The sequence below is a fragment of the Vibrio sp. CCB-PB317 genome, from assembly GCF_022808245.1.
Lineage (GTDB): Bacteria > Pseudomonadota > Gammaproteobacteria > Enterobacterales > Vibrionaceae > Vibrio > Vibrio diabolicus.
Genome location: NZ_JALGNU010000001.1, coordinates 99166 through 113379, shown reverse-complemented (window position 1 = coordinate 113379; position 14214 = coordinate 99166). Strand labels below are relative to the sequence as shown.

Sequence of the window (14214 nt, the reverse complement as noted above, 5' to 3'; positions counted from 1 at the left end):
TCGTTATCTGAAAAAGGCGATTGAAATCACTCCAATCGCCCTATTTAGCATGCTGTTACGCGTGTGTTTTGGTTAGCACTGCGTAGTAGAAACCATCCATGTCTTCTTCGCCTGGTAGAATTTGACGACCAGGCTGGTCGGGATCAGAATCCAGCAGTTGCGCATCCGCGGTACGTGCTAAAAACGCTTTTACTTGCTCCACGTTTTCTTGCGGTGTGATTGAACAAGTCGCGTAAACCATGGTGCCGCCGGGCTTCAGTTGCGTCCACATGGCATCAAAAATTTCACTTTGTAGCTCTGCTAATGCGTCGATGTCGTCTGCACGACGTAGCCATTTGATGTCTGGGTGACGACGAATCACGCCAGTCGCAGAACATGGGGCATCCAGCAAAATGCGATCAAATTGCTCGCCTTGCCACCATTCTTGTGGATTACGCGCATCACCGCAAACCACTTTTGCCTGAAGGTTGAGACGCTTCAGGTTTTCATGCACACGTTTCAAGCGTGTGTCGTCGCAGTCAATCGCGACCACTTCACTGCCCGACGTGCGCTCTAGAATGTGCGCAGTCTTGCCACCTGGCGCTGCACAGCAATCTAAAATCAGTTCGCCGTCTTGTGGTTTTAGATAGTTGATCGAGAGCTGCGCCGCCGCATCTTGGACCGAAACCCAACCTTTCTCAAAACCAGGTAGCTTCATCACATCACATGGTGCGGCCAATTTTATGGCGTCCATTGCTTCTGTGTGTGGCGTGCTATCAATGTTTTCATTTTTGAGTAGCGCAAGGTATTCATCACGAGTGTGGTGCTGATGGTTCACACGCAGCCACATTGGTGCTTTTTGGTTGTTCGCTTCAACAATGCTTTCCCATTGCTGTGGGTAGGCCTCTTGCAGCAGTTTTAGTAACCAGCTTGGGTGACCGTACTTGCCAGCGTTGTTGCTGACGGCCATTTGGTCGAGTTCTTCTTGGTTGCGTTGGTAGTTACGCAATACAGCGTTAATCAAACCACGCAGACGAGGACCTTTCAGCTCTTTAGTGCCTTCAACCGTTTCTCCGACTGCTGCGTGCGCAGGAATACGCATGAAGCTCAGTTGGTAAATACCAACCAGAATTAGGTGATGGAATACACGTTGTTTGCCTTTGAGCGGCTTATCCATCAACTGGTTTGCGATCATTTCTAGGCGAGGTAGGTAACGTAGCGCACCGTAACAGATCTCTTGTAGCAGAGCGTGGTCACGAGGTCGTACCGTTTGTTGAGCCGCTGGAAGAGCGCTTGAAAGTGAGTGGCCCTTGTCGACGACAAGATACAGGACGTTAGCAGCCGCAGCGCGAACATTCATGATGAGTACCTTAAAGTAAAGGAGGGCATCTCTGCCCTCTAAAAGTTCGTATTATTGGGGATAATAACCCCTAGTATGGCTTAAACCAGCAGAGTGCCGACTTCAAACCAAGCTGCACGTGAGTTTAGAATATCCTGAACTGACATGGCTTTTTTGCCAGGAACTTGCAGTTGCTCTAGCATCAGTACGCCGTTGCCTGTCGCAACATAAATACCGGTTTTATCTGCTTGCACGATGGTGCCGGCTGGCTTGTCACTGGTTTGCTCTGCCACACGGCTTTGCCATACTTTGATGCTGTTTTCTGCCACCTCAAAGTGGCTCATTGGCCATGGGTTAAATGCACGAACGCAGCGCTCAATGTGCGCCGCATCGTCGTTCCAGTTGATGCGTGCTTCTTCTTTGCTGAGTTTTTTCGCATAGTTCGCTAGCTCATCGTCTTGCTTCACTGGCACTGCTTTACCCGCAGCAATGTCTGCTAGGCAGTCGATCAGGGCTTCTGGGCCAAGCTCAGCCAATTTTTCGTACATTGAAGCGCTGGTATCTGTCGCTTCGATTGGCAGAGTTGCAATCTTCAGCATATCACCAGTGTCTAGACCGATGTCCATCTGCATGATGGTCACGCCAGTTTCTGCATCGCCCGCCCAAATAGAGCGTTGGATTGGAGCCGCACCACGCCAACGAGGTAGGATAGAACCATGTACGTTGATACAACCCAGTTTAGGGGTATCAAGAACCGCTTGTGGCAGTAGCATACCGTATGCCACGACAACCATGAGATCGGCGTTCAGGTCGGCAAGTTCTTGTTTCGCTTCGTCGGACTTAAAGCTTTCAGGTTGGTAAACCGGGATGTTGTGTTCCAGCGCCAGTTGTTTTACCGGTGGCGCAGCCAATTTCTTGCCACGACCCGCTGGACGATCTGGGTTTGTGTAAACCGCGATTACTTCATGCTCCGAAGACAACAACGCCGCCAAGTGACGGGCGGCGAAATCCGGAGTACCTGCAAAGACAATACGTAAAGACTGACTCAAGGTAGACTTCCTTCTAATTGGGATGGTTCGAGATTAAGCGTTTTGCTGCTTCTCGTTAAAGCGTTTGATTTTTGCTAGCTTGTCCTGAATGCGTTTGCGTTTCAGTGGCGATAGGTAATCCACGAATAGCTTACCTTGTAGGTGATCAAGCTCGTGTTGAACACAAATCGCTAGCAGGTCGTCGGCTTCGAAGGTGAACTCTTTGCCATCACGATCCAGTGCTTTAACGGTAACTTCTGCAGCGCGAGGCACAAGTGCGCGTGCACCTGGTACCGACAGACAGCCTTCTTCGATGCCATCTTCGCCACGCTTTTCCAGAATCTCAGGGTTGATTAGCACCATCGGCTCATCGCGAGTTTCTGAAATATCAATCACTACGATACGTTTGTGGATATCAACCTGCGTTGCAGCAAGGCCAATACCTTCTTCGTCGTACATGGTTTCAATCATGTCATCGACGATTTTTTGAATCTCAGGCGTCACCGCTTCAACAGGCTTTGCGACTGTGCGCAGGCGATCATCCGGGAATGTTAATACTTGTAATACAGACATATTCACTCGAAATATTGAACTGTGCCGAAACAGCACAAACCTTGTTGGCTCAATTCTAGACATTTTATAGCCTAAATGACAGCATCCTTGCACCAATTTCCATTCTGGTTCCTGCTTAATAGACCAAGGACGAGGGTCATGAATCGAATTTTCCGCAACGTTGCCAGTGTTACGTTGCCGTTACTTTTCTCTTTCAACGCTGTAGCAAATGTGGATGCAAACCCACTGACTGTTAAAGATGATGCGCCACAAACATATGTAGTCGTGAAGGGCGATACGCTATGGGATATTTCGGCCATGTACTTGGATAGCCCGTGGTTGTGGCCTCGTTTATGGCAAGTAAACCCGGAAATCGACAACCCTCATTTAATTTATCCCGGTGACAAGCTGTCTTTGGTGTGGATTAACGGTCAGCCCGTATTGAGCCTAAAACCGGTTAAGAAGCTGAGCCCGAAAGCACGTATCACGGAAAAGAAAGCGGTACCAACGGTCGCGGAAGGTTTGGTGATGCCTTACCTCAAATCGGATCGGTTGCTGGATCAAGATGCGTTGAACAGTGCAGCAAAAGTGATGGGTAGCAGCAAAGGCAGTAAGTATCTGACTGCAGAAGATGTGCTGTATATCAATGGTAATCAGACCGCGACAGGTTGGGCTATTTACCGACCAGTAGCTACCTTTTCGCGTGACGATGTGTCCGAAGAGATTACCGCGCTGCGTTTGATTGCCAAAGGCGAGCTCGTTGAAGCTTCGAGCGATTATTCTGGTTTGAAGATCACGTCTCAATTGCAAGAAATCCTGCGTAACGATATCGCATTGCCAAATCAATCGGTTGAGAACACTGACTTCACAACAACGTTCTACCCGCTGCCGTCGCCACGAGGCAGCTCTGCAAAGTTGCTAGGTAATATCGAAGGTATTCGCTTTAGTTCAACTAACCAAGTCGTGGTGATTGATAAAGGCACGTCAGACAATCTGAAACAAGGCAGTGTGTTTGATTTAAAAGAAGATGCGCACCCAGTTTACAAAGACGGCGATGAGTTCAAGAAAGAGTTTGGCGTGCTTGATAAGAAAATTACTCTGCCACAGAGTAAAGTTGGCGAATTGCTTGTGATTCGTCCGTATCAGTACTTTAGCTTGGCACTGATCACTAACAGTACTAAACCCATTAACCAAGATGTTTCGGTGGTGTCACCGTTGGCGAACGAATTAACCATCGATGAATCGAAGAAATAACGATGATCTCGCTGCCTGGTTAAAACTGAGTTGTTTACCAGGCATCGGTGGGGTCAAAATGAATAAGCTACTGGCAAGAGACACGCCGCGTAACATCGTAAACTTCTCTCCCGAACAGCTACAACAACTTGGGTTAACAACTAAGCAAATTCAAGCTTGGGCTTCAACAGATAAAGAAGTTGATGCCTGTTTAAGTTGGTTTGAGGCTTCTACAAATCATCATATCCTGACACTGACTGACCCGCTTTATCCACCTCAACTCAAACAAATCGTTGCGCCGCCTCCGTTGTTATTTGTTGAGGGGAGTCCCACCTTTTTATCGCAACCACAAATTGCCATGGTGGGTAGCCGAAATGCGAGTATTGATGGCTTACAGCATGCACGCCACTTTGCCGCAGAATTTGTTCAGCACGATTTTATTGTCACCAGTGGTCTCGCTTTAGGCATTGATGGCCATGCGCACGATGGTGCGTTGCAAGCAAAAGGTAAGACGATTGCGGTGCTGGGATCTGGCTTAGAAAATATTTATCCGGCACGTCATCGTGGTTTAGCGCAACGTGTTATTGAACATGGGGCTTTGGTGTCTGAGTTTCGCCCCAACGCCAAGCCGCGCCCGGAAAACTTCCCGCGTCGAAACCGCATTATTAGCGGATTATCGCTAGGTGTGTTAGTTGTGGAAGCGGCGGAAAGGAGTGGCTCGTTAATTACTGCTCGTTACGCGCTTGAGCAAGGTCGAGAAGTGTTTGCGCTGCCAGCTTCGATAAATGCCCCTAATGCCAGCGGTGGCAACCAGTTGATACGTCATGGTGCTTGCCTCGTAGAAAAGACGAAAGATGTCTTAGATGAAATACAGTCTTTGCTTGATTGGTCTATTAATCAGAGTACCGATTTATTTTCTACGTTAAATGATGAAGAAGAATTGCCATTTCCTCAGCTGTTAGCTAACGTAGGAAGTGAAGCTACACCGGTTGATATTCTTGCAAACAGGACCAATATACCTGTCCAGGAAGTCATGATGCAGCTCTTAGAGTTAGAACTCTCTGGGCATGTCGTTGCGGTTTCAGGTGGCTATATTCGAAAGGGGAGGGGCTAGCTATGATGATGGATATACTGATGTATCTATTCGAAACCTACATCCATAGCGATGCAGAGTTACAGGTCGAACAAGACGAGTTGGAAGAAGAGCTGCTCCGTGCAGGCTTCCAACAAAAAGATATCTACAAAGCCCTTGTCTGGTTAGAAGAGCTTGCCGCATTGCAGCAAAGTGACACTTCTTCTGCAATCTCGACTTGCATGGCTTCGTCATCAACTCGTATCTACACAGCGAAAGAGATGCAGCGTTTAGATTTGGAATGCCGAGGGTTTTTATTGTTTCTCGAGCAAATCAATGTTTTAACCACAGAAACTCGCGAAATGGTGATTGACCGAGTGATGGGGCTAGAAACGAGTGAGTTTGAGCTTGAAGACCTCAAATGGATCATTTTGATGGTGCTGTTTAATGTGCCTGGTAATGAAAACGCTTATACGCTAATGGAAGAGCTGTTGTACACCAAGGAACAAGGGATTCTTCACTAACCCAATCTAGGCAAGTTCGAGTTTAGCTAGCAAGAACGCGAGCTTGTCTTTTGGTGTGTTTTTCACGAAACGGTAAGTATGAGTAGTAAAATCGACAACACCCTTTTCTCTGCCCATGAACACGCATTGGAACACGAGCCGTGTCCTAAATGTGGCAGCGAGTTGACCCTCAAACATGGCAAACACGGTCCCTTTCTTGGCTGTAGCCACTATCCAAGCTGTGATTACATCAAAGCCCTGCACAACAATGATGGACACATCGTCAAAGAGCTTGGCGTTCCTTGTCCAGATTGTGGTAACGAGTTGGTATTACGCCAAGGGCGTTATGGGATGTTTGTTGGTTGCAGTAACTATCCGGCGTGCCATCATATTGAGTCGATTAATCAACCAGAGCCAGAAAAGCAGTCGCAAGAGCACCACGCGTGTCCTGAATGCGGTAAAGGTCATTTAGTTGAACGTAAGACGCGTTTTGGTAAAACTTTCTACGCATGTGATAACTACCCTAAATGTAAATTTGCAGTGAATCTCCCTCCGGTAAAGGGGAGGTGCGAAGAATGTGGTTTTACTCTGTTGGTGGAGAAGAAACTCGCCAGTGGTGTGAAATTGCAATGTGCCAACCGTAAGTGCCAGCACACTCAGCAAGGGTAAATACATCAAAGGAATTAAAAAGGGTCGCATCGTGCGACCCTTTGTGGTTTTTGGGGCTAGATTTTAGAGTTATGCTTGTTTCGCAAACTCGTGCACGGCTGGGAATGCCATTGGATCTAAGGCATCCGCGAGAGCGCACAACCTACGGTGCAATTCTCCTGGGTAGTCGCCACACACGTTGATATGTCCCATCTTGCGACCTGCACGTTTCTCTTTGCCATACCAATGAATGTGGCAACCATCCATTGATAACAATGCTTCTGGTAGTGTGTCTTCACCAAGAATATTAATCATTGACGTTTCACGAACCAATTTCGTACTGCCTAATGGTAAGCCGCACACTGCGCGCAGATGGTTTTCAAACTGACACGTTTCTGCACCTTGCTGTGTCCAGTGACCAGAGTTGTGCACGCGTGGAGCAATCTCATTCACTAAAAGTGCCCCATCGACATCAAAGAACTCAAGCGCTAATACGCCAACGTAATCTAGGCTATCTGCGACTGCCGTGAACATTTGCTTTGCTTGTTCCTGTAACCCTAGCGCATCAATCGCAGTAGAAAGACTCAATACACCGTTGGTGTGAATATTCTCTGCCAGAGGGTACACTTCCACATTTCCATCTTTGCTTCGAGCACCAACTAGTGATACTTCGCGGTTAAAAGGAACAAACTCTTCAGCAACAATCGCTTGAGTTGGTGTTGCCGCGATGCACTCTGCCATCTCAGTCCAAATGTCGTCGACTTGAGAAGCTTCTTTTAAGCGCCATTGACCTTTACCATCGTAACCACCCAATGCACTTTTCAGAACCATTGGCATACCAACGTGTTCAATTGCGCGCTCAAAGTCTTCACGAGTTTCAATGACGTAGTATTTTGCGTTGCGCACGCCAGCATCATCAAGCAGTGCTTTTTCAATACGGCGATCACCACCTGCTTTGATGGCTTGCGTACTTGGTAGGAACTTGCCGCTCGCTTCGCAAACCTTGAGCACGTCATGTGGAATATGCTCGAACTCGGCAGTAATCACATCAACTTGCGTAATCGCATTTTCCAAGCCATGGCCAAGTACCTGTTGAGTTAAAGGGTGAACGACATCACCGCTGCTGACATCGTAAGCTGAAATTTGAATATTCAGTGGCGCACCAGCCAGAGACATCATACGAGCCAACTGACCCGCACCAAGAACCAGTACATGCATCTGATTAATCCTCTGCAGGGTTTGGATTTGCGAGAACTGTTTCCGTTTGCTCATTACGGAATGCTTCTACCTTCGCCATGATGTTTTCATCATGAGTGCCTAGGATTTGCGCTGCTAGGATACCGGCGTTTGCTGCGCCCGCTTCGCCAATCGCTAACGTACCGACGGCAATGCCTTTTGGCATTTGTACAATAGATAGCAGAGAGTCCATGCCTTTTAGTGCGCGAGACTGAACTGGAACACCGAGTACAGGAATGCTAGTAAATGCAGCTGCCATACCTGGTAGGTGAGCTGCACCGCCTGCACCGGCGATGATCACTTTGATACCACGTTCTTTCGCGCTGCTGGCGTAGTCCGCCAGTAATTGAGGAGTTCGGTGTGCTGACACGACTTTTGTTTCGTAAGGTACGCCAAATTGGTCTAGCATGTCTGCTGCTAGTTTCATGGTTGGCCAATCGGATTTAGAACCCATGATGATACCGACTTTCATCTCAAACTCCTTCAAGCTGCAAAATTAGGTGAGCTGATAAATTTGTGCGCATTATACGGGGATTTTTATCTCAAGCAAACGTTTGCGTCTTGTTGTTGACGCTATTGATACATTTTATAAAAAAATTGCTTTAGTGTCTGAGAATGAATATTTGTACACTTAGTGAAAATAATACAGTCAGACAATCAGGAAGTAATCGGTGGATAACTTTGAACAAGTGCTCAACGCACTACAACAAGGCGAAGTGATTGCCTACCCAACAGAAGGGGTTTTTGGTGTCGGATGCGATCCAGATAACCCAGACGCAATTCAAAAACTACTGGATCTCAAGCAGCGTCCGGTGGAAAAAGGGCTGATTCTGATCGCCGCAAGTTATGAGCAGCTCTTGCCATATATTGATGAATCTCAACTGACTCCAGAACAATTAGCGACCGTTCATGCAACTTGGCCTGGCCCATACACTTGGATCATGCCAGCGAGCGATAAAGTCTCCAATTGGGTTTCAGGACAGTTTGATTCAATTGCAGTTCGTGTGACTGATCATCCTTTGGTTCAAAAGATGTGTAATGCATTTGGAAAGCCGTTAACCTCTACCAGCGCGAATCTTTCTGGCTTGCCACCGTGTATGACCACGGAAGAGGTAGAGCAGCAATTAGGTGACAAGCTGGTGGCCATTCTTCGTGGTGAAACCAGCGGCCGTGATAAACCCAGCGAGATTCGTGACGCCAAAACTTCACAAATATTAAGACAGGGCTAACCCTGCTTGCCAGCCATCAATAGGTATCACGTAATAGGTAATAACGTATGTCAGCAATCGATAAGTACGCCGTAAAGCAGTTCCTGATGTCACTTCAGGACTCCATTTGTCAGCAGTTAGAACAAGAAGATGGAAAGGCCGTCTTTGTCGAAGATGCATGGCATCGTGAACCGGGCGAACGTCTTGGTGGCGGTGGGCGCTCACGTGTTCTGCGTGATGGCCTTGTTTTCGAGCAAGGTGGGGTGAACTTCTCGCATGTGGAAGGGAAAGAAATGCCAGCATCTGCGACGGCTCATCGTCCAGAGCTAGCTGGTCGCCGCTTTGAAGCGATGGGGGTCTCTTTGGTTATCCATCCCAAAAACCCTTACGTCCCAACTTCTCATGCGAATGTGCGTTTTTTTATCGCCGAGAAAGAGGGCGAAGAACCAATTTGGTGGTTTGGTGGTGGTTTCGACCTGACTCCTTTCTATCCTTTCGAAGAAGATTGTCAGTCATGGCACGACACAGCTAAGGCCATCTGTGCCCCATTTGGTGAAGGTGTTTATGCCGAGCACAAAGCGTGGTGTGATAAGTACTTCTTCTTGCCACATCGAAACGAAACTCGTGGTGTCGGTGGTTTGTTCTTTGATGACTTGAATCACTGGGAGTTCGATAAGTGTTTCGATTACATCAAAGCGGTGGGTGAAGGCTATTGCCAAGCTTACTTGCCGATCGTGTCTCGTCGTAAAGACATCGAATATGGCGAGCGTGAACGTGAATTCCAACTTTACCGTCGTGGTCGTTATGTTGAGTTCAACTTAGTGTACGACCGTGGCACTTTATTCGGTTTACAAAGTGGTGGGCGTACCGAGTCGATTCTGATGTCGATGCCGCCGTTAGCGCGATGGGAGTACCGCTACGAACCAGAAGCAGGAACGCCTGAAGCCGAACTTTACGATCGATACCTGAAACCACGCGAATGGTAAGCACGGAATCTCCTTTTCTATATAGATAGATAGTGATAGGGTCATCTGTAATCAGATGGCCCTGTTTTCTCTATATCTAAGTAAGGAATAAAGGTAAGGAAATGACCCTGCAAATCGATCGTTACGCCGTGTTTGGTAACCCTATCGGGCACAGCAAGTCGCCATTTATCCATACACTCTTTGCTCGTCAAACTAATCAGTCCCTAACATACACCGCAGAATGTGCGCCTGTGGGTGGATTTATCGAGGCGGCGAAAGCATTTTTTGCTGACGGCGGCAAAGGCTGTAACGTGACCTTGCCTTTTAAAGAAGACGCCTATCAATTTGCCAGCCGTTTGACCGAGCGTGCTCAGCTTGCTGGAGCTGTGAATACACTTAAGAAGCTTGATGATGGTGAAATCATTGGTGATAACACTGATGGTGCAGGTTTAGTGCAGGACTTGTTGCAACATCAAGTCGTGTTAGAAGGTGCACGTATCTTGATCATAGGAGCTGGTGGTGCCGCTCGAGGTGTGATTAAACCATTGCTCGATCAAAAACCAACATCTCTAACGATAACTAATCGTACATTTTCCAAAGCCGAAGAATTGGCAGAATTGTTTTCTGCATATGGCCCTGTTACAGCAAACGAGATGAATACCATTGCTGAAGAGTTCGATGTCGTAATCAACTCCACGTCTGCATCATTGAGTGGTGAGTTACCTGCGATCTCTTCCTCTGTGTTCGCCGCCAATAGTACAAGCTACGACATGATGTATGGCAAAGGTGATACCACATTTAACCAATGGGCTAAGCAACACGGTGCGGCACATGCTTATGATGGTTTAGGTATGTTAGTTGGCCAAGCTGCTGAGAGTTTTATGTTATGGCGCGGTCTTCGTCCAGGCGCCAAACAGATTTTGTGTGAATTAAGAAAGAACCTTGAAGGTCAATAAGCGATGAATCAATCCATTTTATTCCCAGACATGCAATCATGGGATGAAGTATCACAATCAGTAAACTTTGCTGCGCAACAATCTGGTGCGCTAATAGAATGCTTTGTGACGAAACAAAAGTTAGAAAAGTTATCTGGCTCAGAGTTAGATACGGAGCAGGCCGTGATCTCTGCTTTTATTGACTACCGATTTGATCTGGAAGAAATAGCAGAAGAGTTAATAGAAGATGAAGCCTTCAATGAAGAAGGCCATATCATCATTGGTTAACAGACCTTTAGTTCAAGTCTTCTACTTCATGTAAGTAGTCGTTTTTGTTTTGAACATAGTTATTGGCAGACTTTTGCAAAAAAGCTCGTTCTGTCTCTGATAGAGGGCGAGCTTGTTTCACTGGACTACCGACATAAAGATAACCGCTTTCTAATCTCTTTCCTGGCGGTACTAAACTGCCCGCTCCAATCATCACCTCTGATTCAATAACGACAGCATCTAAAACAATCGCCCCCATACCAACCAATACACGATCGTGTATCTCACAACCGTGCAGCATCACTTTGTGGCCAATCGTAACGTCATTGCCAATAATAAGTGGATAGCCGTTTGGGTTTTCAGAGTTCTTATGGGTGACATGCAAAACACTGCCATCTTGAATATTAGTTCGATCACCAATGTGAATGTGGTTCACATCGCCTCGTGCCGCTACTAATGGCCAAATGCTAGAATCGTCCCCAATACGGATATCTCCGACTAACACTGAGGTTGAGTCAACGTAAACACGCTCACCAAGTTGGGGCTTTATACCTTTGTAGCTTCTAATTGAGCTCATCTTTTCTCCTTATTAGGGGCGATTACTGGGGATATGGAGGTAGAATAGTAGTGAAAACTCGCCTTTTAGAATAAAAAACACCCAAACGATAAAAAAATCAAAAAAAACGTGAAAAAGGGCTTGCCAATGTGATCGCAATCTCTATAATGCCACCTCGCTGACACGGCAACGCTTCGAAAGAAACGAAAGCCAAGTTAGCAAGCCAAATTAGCCAAGCGGAAACGCTTGAATAAAGTTTGAAAAAAGTGATTGACACTAAACTTTAACTCGCTAAAATGGCCGTCCTGTTTTGAGCAAAGCTCAACAGGAAAAGCTCTTTAACAATATAGACCTATCAATCTGTGTGGGCACTCGTTGATGATAATCCAATTAGAAACTTCGGTTTCAAATTAGGTTTCAATGAAACGAAGTGACCATTGAATCTTCGGATTCAGCACAGTCAATTCAAACATTACTTTATGTAATGTTCAGTATTCATTGAGCCGAACAAAATCTTAAATTGAAGAGTTTGATCATGGCTCAGATTGAACGCTGGCGGCAGGCCTAACACATGCAAGTCGAGCGGAAACGAGTTATCTGAACCTTCGGGGAACGATAACGGCGTCGAGCGGCGGACGGGTGAGTAATGCCTAGGAAATTGCCCTGATGTGGGGGATAACCATTGGAAACGATGGCTAATACCGCATGATGCCTACGGGCCAAAGAGGGGGACCTTCGGGCCTCTCGCGTCAGGATATGCCTAGGTGGGATTAGCTAGTTGGTGAGGTAAGGGCTCACCAAGGCGACGATCCCTAGCTGGTCTGAGAGGATGATCAGCCACACTGGAACTGAGACACGGTCCAGACTCCTACGGGAGGCAGCAGTGGGGAATATTGCACAATGGGCGCAAGCCTGATGCAGCCATGCCGCGTGTGTGAAGAAGGCCTTCGGGTTGTAAAGCACTTTCAGTCGTGAGGAAGGCGTTGTCGTTAATAGCGGCATCGTTTGACGTTAGCGACAGAAGAAGCACCGGCTAACTCCGTGCCAGCAGCCGCGGTAATACGGAGGGTGCGAGCGTTAATCGGAATTACTGGGCGTAAAGCGCATGCAGGTGGTTTGTTAAGTCAGATGTGAAAGCCCGGGGCTCAACCTCGGAATAGCATTTGAAACTGGCAGACTAGAGTACTGTAGAGGGGGGTAGAATTTCAGGTGTAGCGGTGAAATGCGTAGAGATCTGAAGGAATACCGGTGGCGAAGGCGGCCCCCTGGACAGATACTGACACTCAGATGCGAAAGCGTGGGGAGCAAACAGGATTAGATACCCTGGTAGTCCACGCCGTAAACGATGTCTACTTGGAGGTTGTGGCCTTGAGCCGTGGCTTTCGGAGCTAACGCGTTAAGTAGACCGCCTGGGGAGTACGGTCGCAAGATTAAAACTCAAATGAATTGACGGGGGCCCGCACAAGCGGTGGAGCATGTGGTTTAATTCGATGCAACGCGAAGAACCTTACCTACTCTTGACATCCAGAGAACTTTCCAGAGATGGATTGGTGCCTTCGGGAACTCTGAGACAGGTGCTGCATGGCTGTCGTCAGCTCGTGTTGTGAAATGTTGGGTTAAGTCCCGCAACGAGCGCAACCCTTATCCTTGTTTGCCAGCGAGTAATGTCGGGAACTCCAGGGAGACTGCCGGTGATAAACCGGAGGAAGGTGGGGACGACGTCAAGTCATCATGGCCCTTACGAGTAGGGCTACACACGTGCTACAATGGCGCATACAGAGGGCGGCCAACTTGCGAAAGTGAGCGAATCCCAAAAAGTGCGTCGTAGTCCGGATTGGAGTCTGCAACTCGACTCCATGAAGTCGGAATCGCTAGTAATCGTGGATCAGAATGCCACGGTGAATACGTTCCCGGGCCTTGTACACACCGCCCGTCACACCATGGGAGTGGGCTGCAAAAGAAGTAGGTAGTTTAACCTTCGGGGGGACGCTTACCACTTTGTGGTTCATGACTGGGGTGAAGTCGTAACAAGGTAGCGCTAGGGGAACCTGGCGCTGGATCACCTCCTTATACGATGATTATTGCGATGAGTGTTCACACAGATTGATATGGTTTATGAAGTTTAAGAGATAGAACATCCCCCAAGATGTTCAACTTAGTGTCCCGTTCGTCTAGAGGCCTAGGACACCGCCCTTTCACGGCGGTAACAGGGGTTCGACTCCCCTACGGGATACCATTGGGTCGTTAGCTCAGTTGGTAGAGCAGTTGACTTTTAATCAATTGGTCGCAGGTTCGAATCCTGCACGACCCACCATTCCTTCCATTAGGAATTAAAACTCAAAATATGGGGCTATAGCTCAGCTGGGAGAGCGCCTGCCTTGCACGCAGGAGGTCTGCGGTTCGATCCCGCATAGCTCCACCATATTTTGAAATAATGGGCGATTAGCTCAGTTGGGAGAGCACCTGCCTTACAAGCAGGGGGTCACTGGTTCGAGCCCGGTATCGCCCACCATCTTTAAGCGCATTCGATGAGTGCTTTTAAAAATGGTTTTCATCAGAAAATCTAGCTCTTTAACAATTTGGAAAGCTGACAAAACAACAATTTATTGTTGTTTGTAAAGTTCTCAAAGTATTCATTTATGAATACAACTAAAAACACATTCAAGTGTTCTTGGAATTTGAGTCCGGCAAAA

14 protein-coding genes, 4 tRNA genes and 1 rRNA gene are annotated in these 14214 nt (G+C 47.5%); 13 read left to right on the top strand and 6 right to left on the bottom strand.

Features of this window, described 5'->3' with window-relative positions; translation table 11 throughout:
* Positions 1-55: 55 nt before the first annotated feature.
* The 3 genes from rsmB to def all read right to left on the bottom strand — a co-directional run bounded on the left by rsmB (position 56) and on the right by def (position 2919).
* The gene (gene rsmB, locus MTR11_RS00575; RefSeq protein WP_225462369.1) at positions 56-1339 is read right to left on the bottom strand and encodes a 16S rRNA (cytosine(967)-C(5))-methyltransferase RsmB; all 1284 of its coding nucleotides are present in this window, start codon (positions 1337-1339) and stop codon (positions 56-58) included.
* Between the two features lie 80 nt (positions 1340-1419).
* Positions 1420-2367, bottom strand: a complete 948-nt coding sequence (gene fmt, locus MTR11_RS00570; protein ID WP_243326876.1) for a methionyl-tRNA formyltransferase — start codon at positions 2365-2367, stop codon at positions 1420-1422.
* A gap of 33 nt (positions 2368-2400) precedes the next feature.
* Positions 2401-2919, bottom strand: coding sequence for a peptide deformylase (gene def / locus MTR11_RS00565; protein WP_005379068.1), 519 nt, complete (start codon positions 2917-2919; stop codon positions 2401-2403).
* 138 nt (positions 2920-3057) lie between these two features.
* Between def and MTR11_RS00560 the strand changes: the two genes are divergently transcribed.
* From MTR11_RS00560 to MTR11_RS00545, 4 genes are all read left to right on the top strand, one after another.
* The gene (locus tag MTR11_RS00560; RefSeq protein WP_243326875.1) at positions 3058-4152 is read left to right on the top strand and encodes a LysM peptidoglycan-binding domain-containing protein; all 1095 of its coding nucleotides are present in this window, start codon (positions 3058-3060) and stop codon (positions 4150-4152) included.
* The gene (gene dprA, locus MTR11_RS00555) at positions 4136-5245 is read left to right on the top strand and encodes a DNA-processing protein DprA (RefSeq protein WP_145533255.1); all 1110 of its coding nucleotides are present in this window, start codon (positions 4136-4138) and stop codon (positions 5243-5245) included. Before MTR11_RS00560 ends, dprA begins: the two co-directional genes overlap by 17 nt.
* 2 nt (positions 5246-5247) lie before the next feature.
* The gene (locus MTR11_RS00550; RefSeq protein WP_005379074.1) at positions 5248-5727 is read left to right on the top strand and encodes a DUF494 family protein; all 480 of its coding nucleotides are present in this window, start codon (positions 5248-5250) and stop codon (positions 5725-5727) included.
* A 78-nt stretch (positions 5728-5805) separates the two neighbouring features.
* On the top strand, positions 5806-6375 hold the full coding sequence (locus MTR11_RS00545; protein WP_005386647.1) for a type I DNA topoisomerase: 570 nt from the start codon (positions 5806-5808) through the stop codon (positions 6373-6375).
* Positions 6376-6444: 69 nt separating this feature from the next.
* On the opposite strand, the gene MTR11_RS00540 is transcribed toward MTR11_RS00545, so the two are convergent.
* Together MTR11_RS00540 and purE are read right to left on the bottom strand one after the other, a co-directional pair.
* Positions 6445-7572 (bottom strand): 5-(carboxyamino)imidazole ribonucleotide synthase, encoded by a 1128-nt coding sequence (locus tag MTR11_RS00540; protein ID WP_243326874.1) that lies wholly within the window; start codon positions 7570-7572, stop codon positions 6445-6447.
* Positions 7573-7576: 4 nt separating this feature from the next.
* The gene (gene purE, locus MTR11_RS00535; RefSeq protein ID WP_046874601.1) at positions 7577-8062 is read right to left on the bottom strand and encodes a 5-(carboxyamino)imidazole ribonucleotide mutase; all 486 of its coding nucleotides are present in this window, start codon (positions 8060-8062) and stop codon (positions 7577-7579) included.
* 199 nt (positions 8063-8261) lie between these two features.
* On the opposite strand from purE, the gene MTR11_RS00530 reads away from it, so the two are divergent.
* The 4 genes from MTR11_RS00530 to MTR11_RS00515 all read left to right on the top strand — a co-directional run bounded on the left by MTR11_RS00530 (position 8262) and on the right by MTR11_RS00515 (position 10986).
* The gene (locus MTR11_RS00530; RefSeq protein ID WP_005461456.1) at positions 8262-8819 is read left to right on the top strand and encodes an L-threonylcarbamoyladenylate synthase; all 558 of its coding nucleotides are present in this window, start codon (positions 8262-8264) and stop codon (positions 8817-8819) included.
* A gap of 47 nt (positions 8820-8866) precedes the next feature.
* Positions 8867-9784, top strand: coding sequence for an oxygen-dependent coproporphyrinogen oxidase (hemF, locus tag MTR11_RS00525; protein ID WP_243326873.1), 918 nt, complete (start codon positions 8867-8869; stop codon positions 9782-9784).
* 101 nt (positions 9785-9885) lie between these two features.
* Positions 9886-10719: a shikimate dehydrogenase gene (aroE, locus tag MTR11_RS00520; protein ID WP_243326872.1), complete on the top strand. Its 834-nt coding sequence runs from the start codon at positions 9886-9888 to the stop codon at positions 10717-10719.
* A gap of 3 nt (positions 10720-10722) precedes the next feature.
* Positions 10723-10986, top strand: a complete 264-nt coding sequence (locus MTR11_RS00515; RefSeq protein ID WP_005461429.1) for a DUF1488 domain-containing protein — start codon at positions 10723-10725, stop codon at positions 10984-10986.
* A 7-nt stretch (positions 10987-10993) separates the two neighbouring features.
* Here MTR11_RS00515 and MTR11_RS00510 read toward each other — a convergent pair whose 3' ends face one another.
* The gene (locus tag MTR11_RS00510) at positions 10994-11542 is read right to left on the bottom strand and encodes a gamma carbonic anhydrase family protein (RefSeq protein WP_005461433.1); all 549 of its coding nucleotides are present in this window, start codon (positions 11540-11542) and stop codon (positions 10994-10996) included.
* A 496-nt stretch (positions 11543-12038) separates the two neighbouring features.
* Between MTR11_RS00510 and MTR11_RS00505 the strand changes: the two genes are divergently transcribed.
* From MTR11_RS00505 to MTR11_RS00485, 5 genes are all read left to right on the top strand, one after another.
* Positions 12039-13591, top strand: a 16S ribosomal RNA gene (locus MTR11_RS00505).
* A gap of 90 nt (positions 13592-13681) precedes the next feature.
* Positions 13682-13757 (top strand) — tRNA-Glu (locus tag MTR11_RS00500).
* A 2-nt stretch (positions 13758-13759) separates the two neighbouring features.
* A tRNA-Lys gene (locus tag MTR11_RS00495) sits at positions 13760-13835 on the top strand.
* A 32-nt stretch (positions 13836-13867) separates the two neighbouring features.
* A tRNA-Ala gene (locus tag MTR11_RS00490) sits at positions 13868-13943 on the top strand.
* 14 nt (positions 13944-13957) lie between these two features.
* Positions 13958-14033 (top strand) — tRNA-Val (locus MTR11_RS00485).
* Positions 14034-14214 lie beyond the last annotated feature (181 nt).

What these genes read in the sequence shown, in the direction of transcription:
- rsmB (WP_225462369.1), bottom strand. Translation starts at nt 1,339, where the DNA reads ATGAATGTTCGCGCTGCGGCTGCTAACGTCCTGTATCTTGTCGTCGAC.
- def (WP_005379068.1), bottom strand. Translation starts at nt 2,919, where the DNA reads ATGTCTGTATTACAAGTATTAACATTCCCGGATGATCGCCTGCGCACA.
- MTR11_RS00560 (WP_243326875.1), top strand. Translation starts at nt 3,058, where the DNA reads ATGAATCGAATTTTCCGCAACGTTGCCAGTGTTACGTTGCCGTTACTT.
- dprA (WP_145533255.1), top strand. Translation starts at nt 4,136, where the DNA reads ATGAATCGAAGAAATAACGATGATCTCGCTGCCTGGTTAAAACTGAGT.
- MTR11_RS00550 (WP_005379074.1), top strand. Translation starts at nt 5,248, where the DNA reads ATGATGATGGATATACTGATGTATCTATTCGAAACCTACATCCATAGC.
- MTR11_RS00545 (WP_005386647.1), top strand. Translation starts at nt 5,806, where the DNA reads ATGAGTAGTAAAATCGACAACACCCTTTTCTCTGCCCATGAACACGCA.
- MTR11_RS00540 (WP_243326874.1), bottom strand. Translation starts at nt 7,572, where the DNA reads ATGCATGTACTGGTTCTTGGTGCGGGTCAGTTGGCTCGTATGATGTCT.
- purE (WP_046874601.1), bottom strand. Translation starts at nt 8,062, where the DNA reads ATGAAAGTCGGTATCATCATGGGTTCTAAATCCGATTGGCCAACCATG.
- hemF (WP_243326873.1), top strand. Translation starts at nt 8,867, where the DNA reads ATGTCAGCAATCGATAAGTACGCCGTAAAGCAGTTCCTGATGTCACTT.
- aroE (WP_243326872.1), top strand. Translation starts at nt 9,886, where the DNA reads ATGACCCTGCAAATCGATCGTTACGCCGTGTTTGGTAACCCTATCGGG.
- MTR11_RS00515 (WP_005461429.1), top strand. Translation starts at nt 10,723, where the DNA reads ATGAATCAATCCATTTTATTCCCAGACATGCAATCATGGGATGAAGTA.
- MTR11_RS00510 (WP_005461433.1), bottom strand. Translation starts at nt 11,542, where the DNA reads ATGAGCTCAATTAGAAGCTACAAAGGTATAAAGCCCCAACTTGGTGAG.